The 19,772-nt window shown below is 57.5% G+C and carries 21 protein-coding genes, 1 tRNA gene and 1 pseudogene; 12 read left to right on the top strand and 11 right to left on the bottom strand.

What is annotated here, in order from left to right; all coding sequences use genetic code 11:
- Positions 1 to 7: 7 nt before the first annotated feature.
- The 6 genes and pseudogenes from LG294_RS00775 to LG294_RS00750 all read right to left on the bottom strand — a co-directional run bounded on the left by LG294_RS00775 (position 8) and on the right by LG294_RS00750 (position 4,473).
- Entirely contained in the window at positions 8 to 703 is a 696-nt protein-coding gene (locus LG294_RS00775) for an urease accessory protein UreF (RefSeq protein WP_404288583.1), read from the bottom strand.
- The gene (ureE, locus tag LG294_RS00770; protein ID WP_404288581.1) at positions 684 to 1,157 is read right to left on the bottom strand and encodes an urease accessory protein UreE; all 474 of its coding nucleotides are present in this window, start codon (positions 1,155 to 1,157) and stop codon (positions 684 to 686) included. The genes LG294_RS00775 and ureE overlap by 20 nt, the downstream gene beginning before the upstream one ends.
- A 35-nt stretch (positions 1,158 to 1,192) precedes the next feature.
- On the bottom strand, positions 1,193 to 2,905 hold the full coding sequence (ureC, locus tag LG294_RS00765) for an urease subunit alpha (protein ID WP_404288579.1): 1,713 nt from the start codon (positions 2,903 to 2,905) through the stop codon (positions 1,193 to 1,195).
- 248 nt (positions 2,906 to 3,153) lie between these two features.
- A pseudogene (locus LG294_RS00760) lies at positions 3,154 to 3,456 on the bottom strand (urease subunit beta); the annotation flags it as partial.
- A gap of 14 nt (positions 3,457 to 3,470) precedes the next feature.
- A complete protein-coding gene (locus tag LG294_RS00755; protein ID WP_404288577.1) occupies positions 3,471 to 3,773 on the bottom strand; it encodes an urease subunit gamma in 303 nt (100 codons plus the stop codon).
- Between the two features lie 466 nt (positions 3,774 to 4,239).
- Positions 4,240 to 4,473: a hypothetical protein gene (locus LG294_RS00750; protein WP_404288575.1), complete on the bottom strand. Its 234-nt coding sequence runs from the start codon at positions 4,471 to 4,473 to the stop codon at positions 4,240 to 4,242.
- A 471-nt stretch (positions 4,474 to 4,944) separates the two neighbouring features.
- Between LG294_RS00750 and LG294_RS00745 the strand changes: the two genes are divergently transcribed.
- The 3 genes from LG294_RS00745 to LG294_RS00735 all read left to right on the top strand — a co-directional run bounded on the left by LG294_RS00745 (position 4,945) and on the right by LG294_RS00735 (position 7,508).
- Positions 4,945 to 5,115: a hypothetical protein gene (locus LG294_RS00745; RefSeq protein WP_404288573.1), complete on the top strand. Its 171-nt coding sequence runs from the start codon at positions 4,945 to 4,947 to the stop codon at positions 5,113 to 5,115.
- Between the two features lie 69 nt (positions 5,116 to 5,184).
- Complete coding sequence (locus LG294_RS00740) at positions 5,185 to 6,813, top strand: BCCT family transporter (RefSeq protein WP_404288571.1); 1,629 nt, start codon at positions 5,185 to 5,187, stop codon at positions 6,811 to 6,813.
- Positions 6,814 to 7,055: 242 nt separating this feature from the next.
- Positions 7,056 to 7,508, top strand: coding sequence for a hypothetical protein (locus tag LG294_RS00735; RefSeq protein ID WP_404288569.1), 453 nt, complete (start codon positions 7,056 to 7,058; stop codon positions 7,506 to 7,508).
- 75 nt (positions 7,509 to 7,583) lie between these two features.
- Here the strand turns inward: LG294_RS00735 and LG294_RS00730 are convergent, their stop codons facing one another.
- The 4 genes from LG294_RS00730 to LG294_RS00715 form a co-directional block, all read right to left on the bottom strand.
- Complete coding sequence (locus tag LG294_RS00730; protein ID WP_404288567.1) at positions 7,584 to 8,081, bottom strand: pyrimidine dimer DNA glycosylase/endonuclease V; 498 nt, start codon at positions 8,079 to 8,081, stop codon at positions 7,584 to 7,586.
- Positions 8,082 to 8,090: 9 nt separating this feature from the next.
- Positions 8,091 to 8,504, bottom strand: a complete 414-nt coding sequence (locus LG294_RS00725) for a DUF779 domain-containing protein (RefSeq protein WP_404288565.1) — start codon at positions 8,502 to 8,504, stop codon at positions 8,091 to 8,093.
- Positions 8,505 to 8,635: 131 nt separating this feature from the next.
- A complete protein-coding gene (gene adh, locus LG294_RS00720) occupies positions 8,636 to 10,159 on the bottom strand; it encodes an aldehyde dehydrogenase (RefSeq protein ID WP_404288563.1) in 1,524 nt (507 codons plus the stop codon).
- A 109-nt stretch (positions 10,160 to 10,268) separates the two neighbouring features.
- Positions 10,269 to 11,492, bottom strand: coding sequence for a transcriptional regulator (locus LG294_RS00715; RefSeq protein WP_404288561.1), 1,224 nt, complete (start codon positions 11,490 to 11,492; stop codon positions 10,269 to 10,271).
- A gap of 232 nt (positions 11,493 to 11,724) precedes the next feature.
- On the opposite strand from LG294_RS00715, the gene LG294_RS00710 reads away from it, so the two are divergent.
- The 7 genes from LG294_RS00710 to LG294_RS00680 all read left to right on the top strand — a co-directional run bounded on the left by LG294_RS00710 (position 11,725) and on the right by LG294_RS00680 (position 17,067).
- Complete coding sequence (locus LG294_RS00710; protein WP_404288559.1) at positions 11,725 to 12,063, top strand: ArsR/SmtB family transcription factor; 339 nt, start codon at positions 11,725 to 11,727, stop codon at positions 12,061 to 12,063.
- 12 nt (positions 12,064 to 12,075) lie between these two features.
- Complete coding sequence (locus tag LG294_RS00705) at positions 12,076 to 13,047, top strand: SRPBCC domain-containing protein (RefSeq protein ID WP_404288557.1); 972 nt, start codon at positions 12,076 to 12,078, stop codon at positions 13,045 to 13,047.
- Positions 13,048 to 13,105: 58 nt separating this feature from the next.
- Positions 13,106 to 13,807, top strand: coding sequence for a demethylmenaquinone methyltransferase (locus LG294_RS00700; protein WP_404288555.1), 702 nt, complete (start codon positions 13,106 to 13,108; stop codon positions 13,805 to 13,807).
- A gap of 280 nt (positions 13,808 to 14,087) precedes the next feature.
- A complete protein-coding gene (locus tag LG294_RS00695; protein WP_404288553.1) occupies positions 14,088 to 15,695 on the top strand; it encodes an ABC-F family ATP-binding cassette domain-containing protein in 1,608 nt (535 codons plus the stop codon).
- Positions 15,696 to 15,767: 72 nt separating this feature from the next.
- Complete coding sequence (locus LG294_RS00690; protein WP_404288551.1) at positions 15,768 to 16,019, top strand: hypothetical protein; 252 nt, start codon at positions 15,768 to 15,770, stop codon at positions 16,017 to 16,019.
- A 73-nt stretch (positions 16,020 to 16,092) separates the two neighbouring features.
- Entirely contained in the window at positions 16,093 to 16,683 is a 591-nt protein-coding gene (locus LG294_RS00685) for a dienelactone hydrolase family protein (protein WP_404288549.1), read from the top strand.
- A gap of 111 nt (positions 16,684 to 16,794) precedes the next feature.
- Entirely contained in the window at positions 16,795 to 17,067 is a 273-nt protein-coding gene (locus LG294_RS00680) for a hypothetical protein (protein WP_404288547.1), read from the top strand.
- A gap of 305 nt (positions 17,068 to 17,372) precedes the next feature.
- Here the strand turns inward: LG294_RS00680 and LG294_RS00675 are convergent.
- Positions 17,373 to 17,445 (bottom strand) — tRNA-Lys (locus LG294_RS00675).
- 280 nt (positions 17,446 to 17,725) lie between these two features.
- Between LG294_RS00675 and LG294_RS00670 the strand changes: the two genes are divergently transcribed.
- Positions 17,726 to 18,391 carry a hypothetical protein gene (locus LG294_RS00670; RefSeq protein WP_404288545.1) on the top strand — a complete coding sequence of 222 codons (666 nt, stop codon included), beginning with the start codon at positions 17,726 to 17,728 and terminating at the stop codon, positions 18,389 to 18,391.
- A gap of 61 nt (positions 18,392 to 18,452) precedes the next feature.
- Positions 18,453 to 19,661, top strand: a complete 1,209-nt coding sequence (locus LG294_RS00665) for an MFS transporter (protein WP_404288543.1) — start codon at positions 18,453 to 18,455, stop codon at positions 19,659 to 19,661.
- Positions 19,662 to 19,772 lie beyond the last annotated feature (111 nt).

Genomic DNA, 19,772 nt, shown 5'->3' with positions numbered 1-19,772 from the left:
CGGTGTACTAAGACATGAACATGCGTGCGCGCAGGTGTTCATGCCGCATCTGCGCGATCTCCAAACCAGGGATCGCGACGCCCAGATCTCGGTCGTCAAGACTGAAGATCCTCGCCACGCTGCGGGTGACTGGTTCATGCATGGCGCGCAGTACCCGTTGTCCTGCATTCTGGCCCAGCGGAATCGCCCGAATGGCGTTCTGCGTCAGACTCGTGACGGTGGAGAACAGGTAGCTGTTCACGGTGTCCGCCACCGGGGCACCGGCCGCGCGGGCACCAAGCGCGAAGGCGATCCCCGGATGCCCAGCGCATCGCCCGAATGCAACCGCCTGCACGTAGCCTTCGAGTTCCCCGCTCGGAGAGACCACGCTTGCCACCGCAAGCATCCGCTTTCCCATTTTGACGGCAGCCTCGCGCAGCTGCCGCGGCAACGCCGCAGCGTGGATCATCGCATCCAGTTCCATGATCCGATCCAGACTCTGCGCTTCGTGGGCTAGACGCACCACGAGCCCGTCGGTGTAGCTCAGCGACTGGGTGAGGAACAGCTCCACCCACGCCGCGAAGCTCGTCTCGTCATGCACCTGCCCATCGGCTAGATAGCTTTCCATCCCGAAGGAGTGGCTAAATGCCCCGGTGGGCAACGCCGAGTCGGAAAGCTGCATCAGCGTCAGCAGGTGCGAGGCGCTAGTGGGTGTGTTCGGCATGGCGGAACGGCACCGGCATCACGCGTTCTTGCCGGTTGTACGGGGTCTGCTGGTGCTCCAAGAAATCGGACACGGTGTGGTCGTACTGGACTACCATGACCTGCGCCGCGTATTCGGATTCCTCGCCGAAGAATTGCGCCTGCAGGTGGCGGTTGCCCAGGGCATGCGCAACCTGCCCCATTTCCAAGATGGTGCGTGGTGCGATTACCAGCACATCGGTCGGCAACACCGACACGGTGATCATTTCGGTGTCCGAAAGATACAGGATATCCCCGTCGCGCAGGTCCGGGCCGGGGGCCAAGCGGATCCCCAGTTCCCGGTCGTGGTCGCTGGTGACCCGTTGAATTCTTTTGACCAGCGCGGAGCTGGGCAGCACCACCTTTTCCTGGTGCCGGCCGGCATACCGCTCCGCCGGAAGCTCGTGGACATTGCCCACAAGTTGTTCAATGATCATTGTTCTCCTCTAAAAATTGCTGAGCCGCAAAAGGCCTAGAACAGGAAGTACCGCTGAGCCATCGGCAGAACCACTGATGGTTCGCAGGTGGCCAGCTCCCCGTCCACGGTGACCTGGTAGGTCTGCGGATCAACCAGGATTTCCGGGGTTTCACTGTTGAATTTCAGGTCCGCCTTGGTCAGCTGGCGGATGCCCTGGCAGGCGCGGATCACCTTGCGCAGGCGCAACCGCTCGGGCACGCCCTCGTCGATTGCCGCCTTGGACAGGAAGGTGATCGAAGATGCCTGCACCGCGGTGCCCAAAGCACCGAAGTTCATTCGCATGGTGCGTGGCTGCGGGGTCGGAATCGACCCGTTCGAATCTCCCATCACCGACTGGATGATCTGTCCGCCCTTGATGATCATCTCCGGCTTGACCCCGAAAAATGCCGGGTCCCAAAGGACCAGGTCGGCAAATTTGCCTTCCTCGACACTGCCGATGGAGTCGGCGATGCCGTGGGCAATGGCCGGGTTGATCGTGTACTTAGCGACGTAGCGCTTGAGCCGGAAGTTGTCTCCCACCACGCCGTCGCCCGCAAGCTTGCCGCGCTGGCGCTTCATCGCGTCGGCTACCTGCCAGGTGCGCAAGACGACCTCGCCCACGCGGCCCATAGCCTGTGAATCCGAAGAGGTAATCGAAAAAACGCCCATATCGTGCAGCACGTCTTCGGCGGCAATCGTCTCTGGACGGATACGCGAGTCGGCGAAGGCCACATCCTCGGGGATGTCGGCATTCAGGTGGTGAGCGACCATCAACATGTCCAGGTGCTCGTCCACCGTATTAACGGTGTATGGAAGCGTCGGGTTAGTCGATGCCGGCAACACATTGGGCAGCCCCGCCATGCGGATGATGTCAGGGGCGTGGCCGCCGCCGGCACCTTCGGTGTGGAAGGTGTGGATCACTCGTCCGGCGATCGCGGCGATGGTGTCTTCCACGAAGCCGCCTTCGTTGAGCGTATCCGCGTGAATGGCTACCTGCACGTCGAATTCATCGGCTACCTTCAATGAATTGTCGATGGAGGAGGCAGTGGCGCCCCAGTCCTCGTGGATCTTCAACCCGATGGCCCCCGCGCGCACCTGTTCGGCGAGCGGCGCACGGTCGCTGGCGTGGCCCTTGCCGAGCAAACCGATGTTGATGGGAAGGTTCTCGACCGCCTGCAGCATTCGGGCGATATGCCAAGGCCCCGGAGTGACCGTGGTGGCCTTGGACGCGTCCGAAGGTCCGGCGCCGCCGCCGATGAGCGTGGTGGTTCCCGCGGATAAGGCTACGGGCACCTGATCCGGGGAGACGAAGTGGATATGCGTATCGATGGCCCCCGCGGTGAGTATTTTGTGCTCGCCGGCAATGATATCGGTGGCTGCACCGATAGTGATGTCCACGCCATCGGAAATGTCGGGGTTGCCGGCCTTGCCGATTTTGAAGATATGCCCGTCGCGCAGAGCCACATCCGCTTTGTAGATGCCGGTGTAGTCGAGCACGACGACGTTGGTGATCACCGTATCGGGCACATCTTGGTCGCGGGTCAACCGTCCATTTTGGCCCATGCCGTCGCGGATGACTTTGCCTCCACCGAAGACGACTTCCTCACCGTAGGTGGTGTAGTCCTTTTCGATTTCAAGGATTAGTTCGGTGTCTGCCAGGCGGATGGCATCGCCGGTGGTGGGCCCGTACATTTCCGCATACTGTTTGCGGCTGAGTTCGAAGCTCATATTTAGCTCTCCTGCTCTTCGTCCGGTCCCGGTGCCTGCGATTTCTCGGCCTGCCGGACCTTATGCGGCTTGGGCGGCAAGTTCTCGTCCACTGGGTCCACGCCGAAGGTGGTGTGAAAACCGATGGTTGCTTCACTCTTGTTGGGAAGATCGATGTCGTAATCTTCGACCAGGTCGGCTTCGACTATCGGGTCAATGCCCGCAGTGCCGCCAATTGCATCGGTTTCGACAACCGGCACGGTGCGTCCCAGCGGTCCGTTCACCCGGTCTTGGAACCCGTGGACTTCGCGCGCGCCAGCGTATTCCACCAGGTGCACAGTGCGCGCATCCCCCGGTTCAAAGCGCACGGCGGTTCCCGCAGGAATATCCAGGCGGAATCCGCGGGCCGCGACGCGGTCAAAATCCAACTGCGGGTTGGCTTCTGCGAAGTGAAAGTGCGAGCCGACTTGGATTGGCCGGTCTCCGCGATTGACTAGGTTCAGGATTCGGGTCTGTTGACTCGCATTACAGACGATTGGGTCATCGGCAAGAATGTACTCTCCCGGTTTCATCTCTACTCCTGTACTTAACGAATCGGATTGTGGACGGTGACCAGCTTGGTCCCGTCGGGGAACGTTGCCTCGACCTGGACGTCGCTGATCATCTCCGCGATTCCGTCCATGACATCCTCGCGGGTCAGGATCGTTGTCCCGTAGCTCATTAGATCGGCAACGGTGCGTCCGTCGCGGGCTCCCTCAATGAGTTCGTAGGTAATGATGGCCACCGCTTCAGGGTGGTTGAGCTTCAAACCGCGTTCTTGCCGGCGGCGGCCCAGATCGGCCGCGACGACGATCATTAATTTCTCTTGCTCGCGGGGAGTTAAATGCATTTGTTCCCTTCCAAATCATTAAACAAATTGACGGTAATTTGATGCCGTCGGATTTGTTCTAGGCCAGGTTTGCGACCTGCATTTAAGGCAAGGATAGCAGAGCAAACCCGGAGCGCTCGGAGCGCAGAAATTAGGGACAGATGTCGCGCTAGCCGGATTGCACCACCGTTTGTCTCAAGTGGCGCGTATCTCCATGTCAAGCATCAAATGAAGTGAAGAACCAACGCCATTTCAGAGCGCATTTCTCGGTGTCAGCCAAGGCCCGGGTGCGGGCAGAAATAATCTCGCCGTCGGTAAGCAGAGGAAGGCATGTTCGCTAACTCCAATCCATCGCTTTTGGTGCTGTGAGCAGTCATGGCCGGGTATCGTGCCGCGAGTCCTTTGAATGGACTCACTGACCCTTGACGCAGCAGAGCCAGGATTCGGCGGTGGAGGTCGATTTCTGGCTCTGTTTCGGATTTTTTTGCTACTTTTGCGACACCGCAACTTGTGCAAAGTGCGGCATCGCTTGTTCGATGAACAACTCAAGCGAGCGCTTCTTCTCCGCGTGGCTGAGTGTGTTGTCGTTCCAAAACCTGAACTCCGTGACTCCCAATTCCTCATAACGGCGTAAGCGTTCGACAACCTCTGCAGGTGTGCCGATCATTGCGGATTCGTGCAGTGATTCGGGAGAATTCTCCTCGTCCAGCGAATTTTTCAATAGGGCTTGGCTCCACGAAGCCTTCCACTGGATCCTGCTTATTCTCAAACCACCCGTCGAAGGTGCGGTTGAACTACTACTCCGGGGAATCGACATCCTCATCACGCGTTGCCTGCGGAGTGGACATCTCCTTGCAGGCGTTGGTCACGGCGCAATCATAGGAATCCGGATTGCGCGTAGCACCCAGAATGGCAAGTCACACTGCAACGACGGCACCATGCCCGCCGTGCAATTACGCGCGACCCAAGGACTTAGCGTTTGGTTTTAACACTTGAATCTCGACAATGCTATAGCTGGTTATGGTGTTTGCGCCGAAGAATTCCTGAACCCACTGTGTGCGATTTACGTCAACTCGCTGACGTAACAACATCCTTTTCCGTGAGCAGATAGACACTTGTTTCGCCCTGCGTTTCCAATTCGGCTGGCAAATTCGCTGATATCGTTTGGGATGAAGTTCCTTACGGAGGTCCGTTGTTCGATTCCTCTTCCAAGATGGTTGAGGCAGAAAATCTCGAAGGCTTCCAGGCTAATACTCACACCATTTTCGTGTGCCGCGTTCGTCACGCAGAAGTATCCAACATCGAACCGATGGTCTACAAGGCCGGTCGTTTCTACGACGGCGCAATTCTAGAGTCCCTCTAGCACCCGTCAATTAACCGACCTCTTAGTCACTGCGTCATGCGGTGTCAGAACATCGAATCGGAGAAAATCATGGTCGATAAAACTTCGACCGGGGAGCCCAGTACTGCTTCCTCGGTCAAGAACCTGGACAACGCGCTCGGCGAGAAACCACGCGTGGGCGGCGTTTTCTATACCGCCATGATTCTGCTGCTCGGGATCCTGCTCTGGGCTAGCATTTCACCGGAAAGTCTCGGCGCACTGATGACCGACAGCATGGACTGGGTCACGCGCACGGTCGGCTGGAGCTACCTGGTGGTGACCTTGGGCTGCATCGGACTCATGATCTTCCTTGGAGCGAGTCGCTACGGGAGCATTCGGTTGGGCGATGAGAATTCACGCCCCGAATATTCCACTTGGGCTTGGCTTGCAATGATCCTGTCCGCCGTAATGGGCATCGGGCTGATCAGCTACGGCGTGGCCGAACCAATCTCGCACTTTATGGCTCCGCCACACGGGATGGAAGATCCCGGCACCCTTAACGCGGCAGTTCGCGCACTGCAGTTCAGCTTCTTTGACTGGGGTCCGCACGCCTGGGCAGTCTTCGGTGTATTCGGCCTGGCTATCGGTTACTCCACACACTGCATGGGTCGCCCCGGTCTCGTGTCACCGATGTTGCGACCAGTTCTGGGACGCCTTGTGGATGGCTGGTTCGGCAAGCTAATTGATGTGTTTGCCATTCTGGCGACGCTGTTCGGCACCACCACGTCACTGGGTCTGGGTGCTGCGCAAATCGAAGAAGGTCTGAATAGAGTATTCGGGCTTGCGACAGGTGTCGGGGTGCAGATCATCATCATCGCGGTCATCACCATTCTGTTCACCTTGTCCGCACTATCCGGAGTCAACCGCGGCATCAAGTACATCAGCCAGATCACGATGTCCTTGTCGGTGCTACTGGCCCTGTTCGTCTTGATCTTCGGCCCAACCAGCTTCATCGGAAATATTTTCTTCCGCTCCGTGGGCCAATACTTCAATGACTTCTTCCAGGTTTCGCTGATCACTCCGACAACACCTGATGACCTTCAGTGGATGCAGTGGTGGACGTACTTCATGATGGCTTGGTGGCTCAGCTGGGGCGCATTCGTCGGGGTATTCCTCGCCAAAATTTCCAAGGGCCGCACCATTCGGCAGTTCGTCGCAGGTGTTTTGGGCATTCCAAGCTTGGTGTTCTTTGCATGGTTCACTATCTTTGGTGGAAGCGCGATCAAGTTCGAGATGGATGGCGCTCCAATCGCGGAGCAAACAGCAGAGAATCTCAATTCTTCATTCTTCGCGATGCTCGCCGAACTGCCAATGGTGGAACTCACCTCGGTGGTGACCATGATCTTGGTAGTGCTGTTCTTCGTCTCCGGCGCCGACGCAAACACGTTCGTGTTGAGCATGATGTCCAGCAACGGGCATTTGAATCCAACCCGTCCAGTCCTGAGCATCTGGGGTATCCTCACTGGCTTGAGCGCAGTGCTGCTGCTTCTGGTTGGAGGGCTTGCTGCCTTGCAACAGGCGTCAATGCTCTCGGCGCTGCCATTTACGATCATCGTAGCGCTGCTGGGAATATCGCTCACCATGGAACTGCGCAGAGATTCAAGATTCTCGGCTTTGGGTAAACCTAGGTTCGATACTCGCCGAGTTGCGCACGAAAATAGTACTCCCACTGAAGGCTAACTTCTGATTACTCGAACATCGCCGCCACGGTTGCTCGCGCAGGAATGCGCAACGCTGCTGTGGCGGCCTTGTTTTAATCCGCCGTTCAGTCTCCTTCTCCCATTGACTGTCGAATCGGATGGAGTGAACCTGAACTCGAATAGATTGAAGTTTTCGGCGGCGACTCTGCCGAGGTACTGAACTAGTGTTAGATGCAATAGGTCGGCCGCCTAGGCCGGCAATGAGAGGTAAAGGAATTCCGCTTGGCTTGGTTTGGACGTAAAGAAACCGTTGATCCGGAGAGAATTCAGCGGGACTTAGCGCTAGTTCCGCAGCTGGACGGGCCGGGCTTCGTCCTGCGCGCTACAAGTGCGCCTGCTGGTTTCAAGTTGCGATCTCTGGCTATCGTTGCTGAGATCAAAATCGAAATGGGCACCGGGTGGTTTCATCGAGATGATCTGCAGCGGTTTTTTGAACGGAAAAATTCGATTGCTGAATCTTGGAATGGCAGCGACACGGAGCTTTTCCTCTGCATGGTTTCAGGCGTCGCCAAAAGCTCCATGGCTTATGAGGCGATATCGGCCCAGGCTGGGCTCCCCGCTGATTCCGCGGTCCTGCTACGGCCAGCAAACGACAGTCTGGAAATCGTACTGCTACTCGACGCAATGCAGTTGCAACGCATCTCGGTTTGGGCTCAAAACTTGCCCACGTTCTAGCGGTTGCCGCATGTTGAGGGCTGATGGGACGGAGCCCTGCACTCATCGCGCTGTTGGGATGCAGTTTTCACCCAATTATCCATCCGTGCCGTGCACCGAATCTTGAACATCATGATCTGCTGCGGCATGAGCGTCTTTTTCCCATGATTCAACCGGCCCAGAAACCACGTGGAATAGCGGATGGGGAGTCAGTCCGCCGTCTTTCCGAGCCAACAGTGCGTGAGCGCTTTCCGGCGTACGAATCTCAAGTTTGCGCAACAGGTGGCGGTATTCGAAATTTATTTGGCCGCTCGTTACAGCGATTTGACCGCTGTGCCCTGCTAGTTCGGGGAACAGAATTTTTGTCTGATCAAACCTATACCCACGCGTCAACGATTCATCATGCAGCCCCTGCAAGTAGGCACTGACCATCTGCAACGGGGTACCCGTTGCTCGAAAGCGGACCAATTGTGGGTGATTGGCATAGCCCGAGGTTTCTCCGGCAAGTACTTTTTGCGCAAGCAGGGTTTCCCTCCAGCAGGCAACCAGTCCTTTACCGTCGAGCAGTTCGGGATGTAATGACCAGAGACGCATTCATTGATCTTACGCCGTAGGGAACTCGATGATCTCGCTGCGGATGAGGAAACGCTTACCCTCCGGGGCCTCCACGGAGAAGCCCGATCCTCTCCCGTCGACCACATCAACGGTGAGCTTGGTGTGCTTCCAATATTCAAATTGTTCTTTGGACATCCAAAAATCGATCTGCCCTAGTTCCTCTCCCACCTCATCTTTTAGCACCAACACCCCGAGAAGGATATCTGCATTCCCGGTTTTGAAGTCGCCCGCCGGATAGCACATGGGCGATGAACCATCACAGCAACCCCCGGATTGGTGGAACATCAACGGTCCATGAATGCTCCAGAGCTTGCGCAGAAGTTCCAGGGTTTCTTCGGTGAAAGCGACGCGGGAAAACTCCTCCCCAACGATCGCAGCCCGAGATTCGGTGACGGTGCTCATGGTGTACTCCTTTGCGATTGCGGTTAAGTACCGCCGCCCAGGTGCAACGAATGTTCGTTGAACCCGGGCAACGGTACTTGGGGAAAACCCGTTAGGCCCAGTGTCCTACTCTTGGCGGTAGCAGTCCACGGTTAGAAGAAACCGAGCTTATTCTCCGAGTAAGAGACGAGCAGGTTCTTGGTCTGCTGGTAGTGATCCAGCATCATCAGGTGGTTCTCTCGACCAATGCCGGAGGATTTGTAGCCACCGAAAGCCGAGTGCGCCGGGTAGGCGTGGTACTGGTTGACCCAGACACGTCCCGCTTGAATATCGCGGCCAGCACGGTAGGCGGTGTTGCCATTGCGGCTCCATACTCCCGAGCCCAGACCGTAGAGGGTATCGTTCGCGATGCTCAGCGCATCGTCATAGTCGCTGAACTTCGTCACTGCTACGACCGGGCCGAAGATCTCCTCCTGGAAAATGCGCATCTTATTTTGGCCTTCGAAGATGGTCGGTTGCACATAATAGCCACCTTCGAGGTCACCGCCGAGTTCCGCACGAGCGCCACCGGTCAGCAGCTTAGCGCCCTCTGCTTTGCCAATGTCCAGGTAGGACAAGATCTTTTCCAGCTGGTCGTTGGAAGCCTGAGCGCCCATCATGACCTCGGTATCCAGCGGGTTGCCCTGCTTAATCGCTTCGGTGCGGGCGATGACCTTCTCCATGAATTCGCCGTAGATGCTTTCCTGGACAAGTGCACGCGATGGACAGGTACAGACTTCGCCCTGGTTCAAAGCGAAAAGCGTGAACCCTTCTTGGGCCTTATCGTAGAAGGCATCATCTTTTGCCGCAACGTCTTCGAAGAAGATGTTCGGGGACTTGCCGCCGAGCTCCAAAGTGACAGGTATCAGGTTTTCGGAGGCGTACTGCATAATCAGTCGCCCGGTGGTGGTTTCTCCGGTGAACGCGATCTTTCGAATGCGCTTGTTGCTTGCAAGCGGTTTACCCGCTTCTACGCCGAAACCGTTGACGATATTCAGCACGCCTGCAGGCAGCAGGTCACCAATGAGTTCAGCGAGCACCAGAATCGAGGTGGGGGTTTGTTCGGCCGGCTTGAGGACTACGGCGTTGCCGGCGGCCAGTGCTGGAGCGAGCTTCCAGACCGCCATCAGAATTGGGAAGTTCCATGGAATGATCTGGCCGACCACACCCAGAGGTTCGTGGAAGTGATAGGCGGTAGTGTCCTCGTCCAACTGGGACAGCGATCCCTCTTGAGCGCGAATTGCGCCAGCGAAATAGCGGAAGTGGTCTACCGCCAGAGGGAGATCAGCGTTCAGGGTTTCGCGAACCGCTTTTCCGTTGTCCCAGGTCTCGGCGACGGCAAGCATTTCGAGGTTATCCTCGATGCGGTCCGCAATTTTATTAAGAATGACTGCGCGGGCCGCCGGGCTGGTCTTGCCCCAGGCCGGTGCGGCCGCATGAGCAGCGTCCAAGGCAACTTCAATGTCCTCGGCGGTTGAACGGGCTACCTCGCAGAAAGACTTGCCGGTGATGGGGGTGATGTTTTCAAAATACATTCCCTTCACCGGGGCAACCCATTCGCCACCAATATAGTTCTCGTAGCGCGATTTGAAATTGACTAGTGCCCCATCGGTGTTCGGGTTTGCGTAGACGCTCATTGCTTCACGACTCCTTCGTCATCATCCATGCGGCCGCGGAATGGTTCCGCCGCTTTGCCTTGGATGTGAGCCTAGTCACTCAAAGGTTGCATCTACGTTGCACGCCAACTTATGACTCCAAGGACTCAACTTCGGCCACGATCAGTGAGCGCGCGGGCGCCTCGGCGGGCAGATCGCGCAACGCTGCACGCAAGAGTTCGGCATCCGAGAACTGGCGGCCCAAATGCAGCAACTGCTGGGCGTTTCCATGATCCAGCGCGACCTCGCGCAACATTAATTGCGCTCTTCTGCGTAGTTCAAGGATTGCCGGCGCCTGGGTTCGGGCCAACAGGTCACCGGCATACAAATCTATTGCAGCTTGCAGATCCCCACTCTCCAAGGACTTCCATAGGCGAGTGAGCGTCGTTTCCAACTTCCACTGCAGGCGATAGGGCCGCGAAGACAGAAGTCGCTCGGACTTCGAGGAGAGCATCTTTCGCAGCCTGACCATTTCGGCACGCACAGTTCCCACCGCGGCAGAATCTGGCCGCTCAAATAGACCGTCGACGAGTTCTGCACTGCTCAATCCGCGCGGATATTGAGCGAGCAGCGTCAGAATTTCAGCGTGCCGCAATGCGATCGGCTGCCCGGAAAGATCCACCCCATCAAGGCCGCATAAGTCGAGAAAATCGGTTTCGCTGAATTTGGCTGACATCCCGGAGATCATCAACTGCCCCTCGGCGGCGGCCACGGCGGCCTGGAGCAATGGAATCGAATGCAGGGCGATAGCTTCCGCACCCCCGGTCAAGTCGATTGCTCCGATCACACGTCCGGTTTTCGGGTTCCGAATGGGAACAGCCGAGCAGTTGAAGTGTTGCACTTGCTCGTAGAGGTGTTCGGCGCCGGAAACCTGCGACCCTCTACCAGTGGCCAGAGCCATGCCAGGAGCAGAGGTACCCATCGAGGGTTCGGCCCAGTCGGCTCCCGCAGCAAAACCAACTCGTTCCGCACTGCTGAGAACCGCATTGCTTCCAGCCACCCAAAGCAGGGTTCCCCGCGCGTCGGCGAGCGCAACCAACAGGTTGGCATCTGTTGCCGCTGGCACCAGCAACCTCTCAAAGACTGGCCAGATGCTTTGTAGTTCGCTGCGCTCGCGGACCAGGCGCAGACCTTCGTCACTGAGCACAGCAGGCTCTGCTGGGAGATCGTTTTGCGACAAAGCGCGCTTCCACGACTCACGCACGACATTGCGCAGCGGGAGGGAATCAAGATTGGCGCGTTCCGCATCCAACAGCTCATGTGCGAGCAATGCCTGGTTTGCGGTTGCAGGCCAGTCAATCATTGGATCACTCAATTCGACTCCCCAACCACCTAAAAGTTAGCGCTAGTACGCCAATCCTAGGTTAGTTTCCGGGGGTTTAGTAGGGATCGATGCTGGTAGTTCCGCACCCTCGCCCATGGCAAGAAACGCGCAAGGCTTCGACTAGAAATTAGACCCATCACCCTTCATGGGAGTCCTTCCCCCTATGGAATAGCTTCCCGCCGCCCCTTGCGCCGGTTGCCTATCGGGAGTATCGTACAACCAAATGGTTGTATATGAGTTGAGCGAAGAGCAGACGAACAAGGTCTTCCGCGCCTTGGCAGACGCAACACGAAGAGACATCGTGAGGCGAACCCTGCACGCCGAGGTCAGCATCTCCGAATTGGCTGCCAGCTACGACATGACTTTTGCCGCCGTGCAAAAGCATGTTGCCGCTTTGGAAGCCGCCGGTCTGGTCTGCAAGATCGCCCGTGGCCGCGAACGCATAGTTCGCGGACAGCCGGACACCATCCGGCATGCGCAGGAACTACTCTCATCCCTCGAGGATATTTGGCGCCAGCGTATTGGCCGGCTCGATGATTTCCTCGCCGACGAGGCTACCTAAGGAGCTTTTCTCATGCCCGTCACATCAGTTGTCAAAGACGCCGAATCCCTCACCCTCACGGTCCATGCCGAATTCCCGGTCAAGGTATCCCGACTCTGGGATGCCTACCTCGATCCGCGCCAGATAGAAAAGTTCTGGGGGCCTGTTGAATACCCTGCAACATTCACCCGCCACGACGCTGCAGAAGGCGGTCGCACTCACTACCACATGACCTCACCCGAAGGAGAAGAGTTCCACGGCTACTGGGAATGGAATGAAATAGCCGACCAAAAGTTTTTCGAAGTCACCGACGGCTTTGCCAACGCAGACGGAACACCAAACACCGAGTTGCCGACGACCCGCATGGTTTTCAGCTTCGACCCCCATCCAACCGGCACCAAGCTGACCATTACCGCGAATTTCAATTCCGCGGCAGACCTGGAACAGGTCGTAGACATGGGCATGATCGACGGAACTCGTTCGGCCATGAGCCAGATCGAACAGGTGCTGATAGATCTGCGCAACTATGCCCAAACGTTCGCCACCGAAGCCCAGATCCTTTCGGAAACCCAGATTCGCGTTAGCCGCATCATTCGAGGAACCCGCGATCAGGTTTGGCAGGCACATCATGACGAGGCGCTCATGAAGCGTTGGCTGCTCGGTCCCGACGGCTGGAAGATGACCGAATGCGTTCTTCCCAAATCCGTGGGTGGGACCTACCGCTACCGCTGGGAACCGGAAACCGGTACCGAGGGGCAAGGATTCGGATTCAGCGGTGAACTGCTCGAAAGTCTCCCCAAGTCCTACGAGCGGACCACCGAGCAAATGATCGACACCGACTATCCACCAACGCTAAACGAGTCGACATTCTCCGATAGCAGCGAAGGGACTCTCCTATCGCTGGTGATCACCTATCCCGATGCCCAGACGCGCGACATGGTGCTGGCTACCGGGATGACCGACGGGATGGAGGCAAGCTACGCACGGCTGGAATCTCTGCTCTGAACGCGATTCGCCCCACATCCGGCGCCCGGGCATCTCCAAATATGAAACACTTGGAAGCATGACTTCACACAATGTGCGCGCAGGCCTGGATAAGCAGGCCAACCAGGTCCAGGAGATGTTCGATAATGTAGCTCCTCGCTACGATCTACTCAATACCCTGATGACCGGCGGCATCGTGAATTACTGGCGCAAGGTCACTACCGAAGCCATCGCGCCAAAGCCCGGAGAGCGCATCCTGGACCTAGCCGCCGGCACCGGCACTTCGTCGATGCCACTGGCTAAGGCCGGCGCGAAGGTTACCGCGTGCGACATGTCGCAAGGCATGCTGGCTGAGGGGCGCAAGCGCTATCCGGAGCTTGAATTCGTCTACGGCGACGGTACCGACCTTCCGTTTGAAGATAACATCTTTGACGCGGTGACCATCTCCTACGGTTTGCGCAATATCTCGGACACCGAGAAAGCCCTGTCCGAGCTGCGACGCGTCACCAAGCCGGGTGGACGCATCGTGGTGGCCGAGTTCTCCACCCCAACCGTCGCCCCGATCAAGGTGGCCTACCAGCAGTTCCTGCCACGCGTAATTCCTGCACTGGGCTATCTGGTCTCCTCGAACCCTTCGGCATACACCTACTTGGCAGAGTCGATTGCGGCTTGGCCAAACCAGCAGGATTTGGGCCAGAAGTTCATCAATGTTGGCTGGAAGAATGTCGAATTCCGCAACTTGACCGGTGGCATCGTCGCCGTGCACCGCGCCTGGAATTAACTCCAAAAGCACCTAGCAGTTCGGCCCGTATCCCTTTGTGGATGCGGGCCGAACTGCGTTTCACGCACTACCCGACGCTCTACAAAGTGAAGATTTCGCCTGCTACACTCAAATACATGGATACCCGCTAAGCCAGCCAATGACCAAGCACCCTGCATCCGGTGCAATCTGTTCATTTTGGCTACCGGCTACGGTATCCCTTTTTTATGGCTCCTCAAGTTGAGCCAGCTTCGCGATCCCTCAGGTCGGTAGCCTCTTCACACCCGTGGGAGAGCCACCTATGTCTTTGACTTCACCAATCACCCTGCACAATCTCAGTTTCAGCTGGCCCACCGGCGAGCGCGCTCTTTCCGCCTTGGAAGGAACCTTTCCCTCGGGGCGCACCGGACTCACCGGTGCGAACGGCAGCGGCAAATCAACTTTGCTGAAACTCATTGCCGGGCAACTGACCCCCAGCGAAGGTTCGGTGGAATCCTCGGAAGATCTCGCCTACCTACCGCAAACTCTCACCTTGCATCAGGACACCACCATGACCGAACTGCTAGGGATCGATGAAACATATCGCGCGCTGAAAGCCATTGAAGCCGGTAGCGTCGACCCGGCAGATTTTGATGCGGTTGGAGACAGCTGGGATTTGGAGGCCCGATTGGAAGCCGAACTGAGTCCCTTAGGATTCGGAACGCTGGACCTGGATCGCCGAGTCGGCACGTTATCCGGTGGCGAAGCGATGCTGCTCGCAGTGATCGGACTGCGGCTAGCCGAATTGCCCATCACGCTGCTCGACGAGCCAACGAACAACCTCGACGCGCCAACCCGTGAATTGCTGTACGGACTCGTGCGTTCCTGGAAGGGCACGTTGGTCGTGGTCAGCCACGACCTTGAAATGCTTGAGCTCATGGAACACACAGTGGAGCTGTACGCTGGAAAGCTACGAGTTTTCGGCGGCCCCTACAGCGCATACCGCGAGCAATTGGAGATCGAGCAACAGGCGGCCGAGCAGGCTGCAAAAACGGCTAATGCTTCATTAAAGGTGGAAAAACGCCAACGCGTCGAAGCCGAAACCAAACTCGCCCGCGCCAAGCGCAAGGGGCGAGCCGAGCAATTAGGAGGAGGCCTCCCCAAGATTCTGGCTAATCATCTACGCCAAAAGTCCGAAGCTAACGCTGGCAAGATGCGCTCGAATCTCGACGGCAAGGTTGACAGCGCACGGTCAAGGCTCGATCAGGCCGAGGAACGAGTCCGACAGGTTGAGCACATCAATTTGGAACTACCAGATCCGAAACTGCCTGCCAGCAAACAGGTTGCCCAACTGACTTCAGCTACGGGCAATCACATCATCCAAGGGCCCGAACGCGTGGGACTTGTTGGCCCCAATGGGTCGGGCAAGACCACGTTGTTGCGCCAGCTGCTCTCCGGATCTGATGCGGAGGCCGGACCGTCTGGAAAACTCTATCTGGATCGAGTTGGCTACCTGCCACAGCTGCTTATCGGGCTTGACGAAGAACGTAGTGCCATCGAAAACGTTAGCGAGGTGGCACCATCGGCTACACCCGGCCAGGTGCGGAATATGCTTGCACGCTTATTGCTCCGCGGAGCAAGCATTGACCGTCCGTTGTCTGCGCTTTCCGGCGGCGAGCGTTTTCGCGTTTACCTAGCTTCGCTGCTGCTGGCCGAACCTCCCGTGCAACTACTCATTCTCGATGAGCCGACAAATAATCTGGATCTCGATAGTGTGCGACAACTCTGTGAGGCGTTAGCCCTTTATCGCGGCTCATTATTGGTAGTCAGCCACGATCAGCATTTCCTGGACAAACTGAATTTGGACTACTTGCTGGAGCTGTCCGCGGAAGGAACCATGACTAAGTCCTATCCCACGCCGGTTCGGTAGCCCCTTGGCGGTGTGTTGCCGGTTTACACTTGATCAAAGCACACCGCCGAGGACCCCGAAAGCAAGTTGAAAATGTCCTACCCCCAGCGCACCGTCGAAGTAGTCACCACCGGCTTGGTCATCGATCAGTCTGCAACTCTGCTCTGGAACGACATTCGACGAGCATTCATTTATGAAACCGGCTCCGGACAGGAGACCCTCACCTGTGCCGAGTTCATGCTGACCGAGGGTTACAGCGTGGAGATCAACAGTCAAATGCCAGGCTGGGATTTGGCTATCGAGCACCTGCCTCAACGGATAGAGAATCTAGTAGACGAACGCTAGAGGACTCATTGACCCGAACGACTTAGGGTCATAGGCTCGGTGGTGTAACCACCCGCCTCTGCTGGGAGCCCCGATGGCCGAGATCCTCTTATTTCACCACGTCCAAGGTCTCACGCCCGGCGTTCTAGCCATGGCCGATGAGCTGGAGACCGCTGGCCACACGGTGCATACCCCCGATCTATATGACGGTGCCCAACCAGAAACCATCGAGGCCGGCCTGCAACTGGCCAAGCAGATCGGAGATGCGGAGGTTGCACGCCGGATCTCCGGCCTGCTTGATGCCCTGCCGAGCAATTTGGTCTACATCGGCACCTCATGGGGAGCCGCGCTGGCGCAGCAGTATGCCCAGCAGCGGCCCGGAGCCTTGGCCGCCGTACTTTTGGAATCCTTCGTTGATCTGGATGCCGAATGGGGTTTCGGCCCCTGGCCGAAGGCGCTAAAAGCCCAGATCCATGGCGTGGACACCGATCCATTCTTCGCGTTGGAAGGCGACCTGGCAGCGGCCTCAGAATTTGTTGCTGGGCCCGGGGCAGGGATTGCTCAGCTCTACACTTATGCCGGCGCTAAGCACCTCTTCACCGACAACTCGCTGCCATCCTGCGATCCGGCAGCGCGAGCCTTAGTCATGCAACGCGTCACAGAATTCTTGGCAACATTGGCCTGATGACAACTAGGGCTAGTTATCCACAGATCTCCTGAAGTAACCCCCCACTTCTCCAACCGCTCCTAGACTGAACTGACTGGCAACAATCCACTCAGCTTTCAGGAGCTTCCCGTGGTCGTCAGCAAGAAACGACATCAGCGCTCTACCATCGAGATTCGCCGTGAGCGCGAACGCTGGGAAATCAAGGAACGCGCTGTCCATCGCCAAAACCGCCTCAACCAAGCGGTGCGTGATCTATGCAATGCGGAGGATTCGCGCGAGGTCCATGCCGCACTACGCCAGGTGCAGAAGATCGCCCCGGATCAGGGAGAGATACTCTCCAGTGTCCTAAATTCCGAACCAGGAGATACTAGCGGGCCGGCGAGACTGGAAAACTGCCACTAATAATCTCAGTGACTTCGAAAGTGAGCTGTGGATCTGCACTCCAACAATTCCGAAGGATTGGGACGAATCCTCGATCGACCAACCCACGATGCTCGTTTGGGAGCACGATTACTACAAAATCATTCCCGCCACGCGGGGCGGGACGCGTTCCCATGGAATCGCGTTCTACGACAAACCGTTCCGCCTCATTCGCGAGTTCTCGCAGATTGAGAGCTGGTAAAGGCGCTGGTCCATCCGAGGTGTGACTACTCATGAAAAGAACCGGCTCCCACCTATTTTACCAAGTGGGAGCCGGTTCTCATTTGTGCGCCCTGCGGGGTTCGAACCCGCGACCAATGGATTAAAAGTCCAGTGCTCTACCAACTGAGCTAAAGGCGCACGGCCTAAGCCAAAATCCATAATACCCGAAGTAGCGTTTCATACTTAATCGAGTGATTTTTCGTGGCGTTGAAGGAGTTCCTCGGCCAGCTGGCAGCGGCCCGAATCATCCGGGAGCAATACGGTTCTTCTTTGGCATTGCGGTTGAGTCACGCCACTACCGGCTTCGCATCTCGCAGAAAATCCCTACGCTTTGCGTGCCTGACCGGTTTTTTGTATGCCTCGTTTCACACCTAGCCCAATGGGGCGCCATCCACTAAAGAGGAGTAGTCTCGAAGCCATGAAAGGTGCACGCGCAGGATCCAAAGTTGGCCAAGTCTCAGGGTTCAGACATCACAAGCCACGGCCCTTCGCTCCCCTAGATTTCGACCCGTACGAGGGCGGTGCCGATCCGGCGCGCATCTCGGAAGCAGCCCATCTTTCGGCGCAGGCCTTCATTCGCCGCGGCATCGCGAATGAAGATCCAGATGTTTCGCAAAGGCTAATTCAGGTCGCCGAAACCGAAGGCCTAGAAGTTCTTGCGGAGCTCTGGTCCGATGCCCCTGCAAGGTCGTTGCCGGGAGCTTTGTGGCGCCTCTATGCCATCCGCGCGGCAACCATGAATAACGCTGAGACCATGTCTGCACGTTTCCGCGCCGGATCCCACCGTGCCGAGGTGGAACGCCTGGTGGCCGGTGTCGCCGAACCTCCGACGGGTGAAGAGCTTAAGAACATGGCAACCTCTATCCTTTCCGGTGCCTTCGACGGCGACTTTGCCCACGCGCTTGAACGCACCGCAGCCTATTGCAGGGTTCTCGCGTTGGGAATGACCGAACATGCAGACGCGGCAGATCTCGCGCATGAAACCCGTGGCACAAAACTGACTGCCAGGGCCAAATCAATGGCGAATACCGCAGAGGACTTAGAGGCCTGTGCCCGCCTCTGGCGACAGGGCACGCTGGACTGATTACCTAGTGCTAGCCATTAGGATTGATTAATATACTGACGTCGGCAAAAAGGTAGGCATAGTGGGCGCGGAAGCCAATAATGCAGCTTCTGGAACCCTCCGATGGCTGCTGGTACTAGTCGCTACCGCCCTGCTTTCCCAGACCACGCTAAACCTCGTTCGACCGGTCACCACGTACAAGCTCATATCCCTGGATGCCGGACCGGTCACCGTTGGGCTCGCCACCGCGGCATACGCCCTGCTGCCAATGGTCACAGCGGTGTGGCTGGGACGCTTCAGTTCGCGCATCCCCAAGATTCGTTTTCTCATGCTCGCCGGAGCCGGCCTCATGGGCCTGGGTTCATTGGGCATTGCCACCGCGCAGGGATACATCATGGTGGCAGTCGCCAGCGCCGTACTGGGCATGGGGCATTTGATGTTCACCATTGGCGGGCAATCTTCCATTGCCCGCTACTTTCCCGACGATCAGCTGGATAAGGGTTTCGGCTGGTTCACTGCCGCGTATTCGGCCGGTCAGTTCCTCGGGCCGCTGATCGCAGGAATCATTCTCGGCACCTCAACGGTGGCCGACTCCCCCGAACGCATTGCAGATATCAATCTTTCGCTGTGGATCGGCGGCGCCTGCGCTTTACTTGCAATTCCATTGCTCTTGCCTAATCTTCAGCCGAAAATCAAGAAGGTGGCTGCCAGCTCGGCGCCTAAGCCGCAAGCTTCGATGGTTTCGATTCTCAAGGTCAAAGGCATGCCCTCGCATATGCTCGCCTCGCTGACGCTGCTGTCAATCTTGGACATCCTGACCGCGTTCCTCCCCCTGGTGGCAGAGAAGCATGGCGTGACGCCTGCCGCGGTGGGCGCCTTGCTGGCCATTCGAGGTAGCGCGTCGGTGGTCTCGCGGCTCTTCCTTCCTTGGATCTCACGGCATTTCAGTCGCAAGGCAATGCTGCTGACCAGCTTGTACACCGCTGGCATTACCATCGCCATTGCGCCCGTGTTCATCGATACGCTCTGGCTCGCCGGATTGGCCCTGCTTATCGGCGGATTCTTCCTCGGCATGGGGCAGCCGGTGACCATGACCATGGTTTCCACCTCCGTGCCCTCGCAGGACCGCGGAGCAGCACTCGCGGTCCGCCTGATGGGTAACAGGCTAGGCCAGGTGGTCTTGCCCATGGCAGCGAGTACCGTGGCGGTGGGTGCGGGGCCTGCCGGGGCAATTTGGTTCTGCTGTGGCTTGCTGTGCCTCAGCGGCATCGAGAAATCACTGCGCAAATAACGTGACAATGCGCACGCGACACGAGCTGTGGTTGACAGCAAGCGCTTAGTACGAGAAAACTAGTAGACGGTGCCGGGCCGCTGGTAACCCCGGGCTCCAATATTCTGCCGC

It is taken from the genome of Glutamicibacter arilaitensis (assembly GCF_044793945.1).
In the GTDB taxonomy this organism is placed as follows: Bacteria; Actinomycetota; Actinomycetes; order Actinomycetales; family Micrococcaceae; genus Glutamicibacter; species Glutamicibacter arilaitensis_B.
The sequence above is the reverse complement of the archived record's forward strand: the minus strand, read 5'-3'. Positions and strand labels throughout refer to the sequence as shown.

Coding starts and splice junctions, on each gene's coding strand:
- LG294_RS00775 (WP_404288583.1), bottom strand. CDS start 703: ATGCCGAACACACCCACTAGCGCCTCGCACCTGCTGACGCTGATGCAG.
- ureE (WP_404288581.1), bottom strand. CDS start 1,157: ATGATCATTGAACAACTTGTGGGCAATGTCCACGAGCTTCCGGCGGAG.
- ureC (WP_404288579.1), bottom strand. CDS start 2,905: ATGAGCTTCGAACTCAGCCGCAAACAGTATGCGGAAATGTACGGGCCC.
- LG294_RS00755 (WP_404288577.1), bottom strand. CDS start 3,773: ATGCATTTAACTCCCCGCGAGCAAGAGAAATTAATGATCGTCGTCGCG.
- LG294_RS00740 (WP_404288571.1), top strand. CDS start 5,185: ATGGTCGATAAAACTTCGACCGGGGAGCCCAGTACTGCTTCCTCGGTC.
- LG294_RS00730 (WP_404288567.1), bottom strand. CDS start 8,081: ATGCGTCTCTGGTCATTACATCCCGAACTGCTCGACGGTAAAGGACTG.
- LG294_RS00725 (WP_404288565.1), bottom strand. CDS start 8,504: ATGAGCACCGTCACCGAATCTCGGGCTGCGATCGTTGGGGAGGAGTTT.
- adh (WP_404288563.1), bottom strand. CDS start 10,159: ATGAGCGTCTACGCAAACCCGAACACCGATGGGGCACTAGTCAATTTC.
- LG294_RS00710 (WP_404288559.1), top strand. CDS start 11,725: ATGGTTGTATATGAGTTGAGCGAAGAGCAGACGAACAAGGTCTTCCGC.
- LG294_RS00705 (WP_404288557.1), top strand. CDS start 12,076: ATGCCCGTCACATCAGTTGTCAAAGACGCCGAATCCCTCACCCTCACG.
- LG294_RS00700 (WP_404288555.1), top strand. CDS start 13,106: ATGACTTCACACAATGTGCGCGCAGGCCTGGATAAGCAGGCCAACCAG.
- LG294_RS00695 (WP_404288553.1), top strand. CDS start 14,088: ATGTCTTTGACTTCACCAATCACCCTGCACAATCTCAGTTTCAGCTGG.
- LG294_RS00690 (WP_404288551.1), top strand. CDS start 15,768: ATGTCCTACCCCCAGCGCACCGTCGAAGTAGTCACCACCGGCTTGGTC.
- LG294_RS00685 (WP_404288549.1), top strand. CDS start 16,093: ATGGCCGAGATCCTCTTATTTCACCACGTCCAAGGTCTCACGCCCGGC.
- LG294_RS00670 (WP_404288545.1), top strand. CDS start 17,726: ATGAAAGGTGCACGCGCAGGATCCAAAGTTGGCCAAGTCTCAGGGTTC.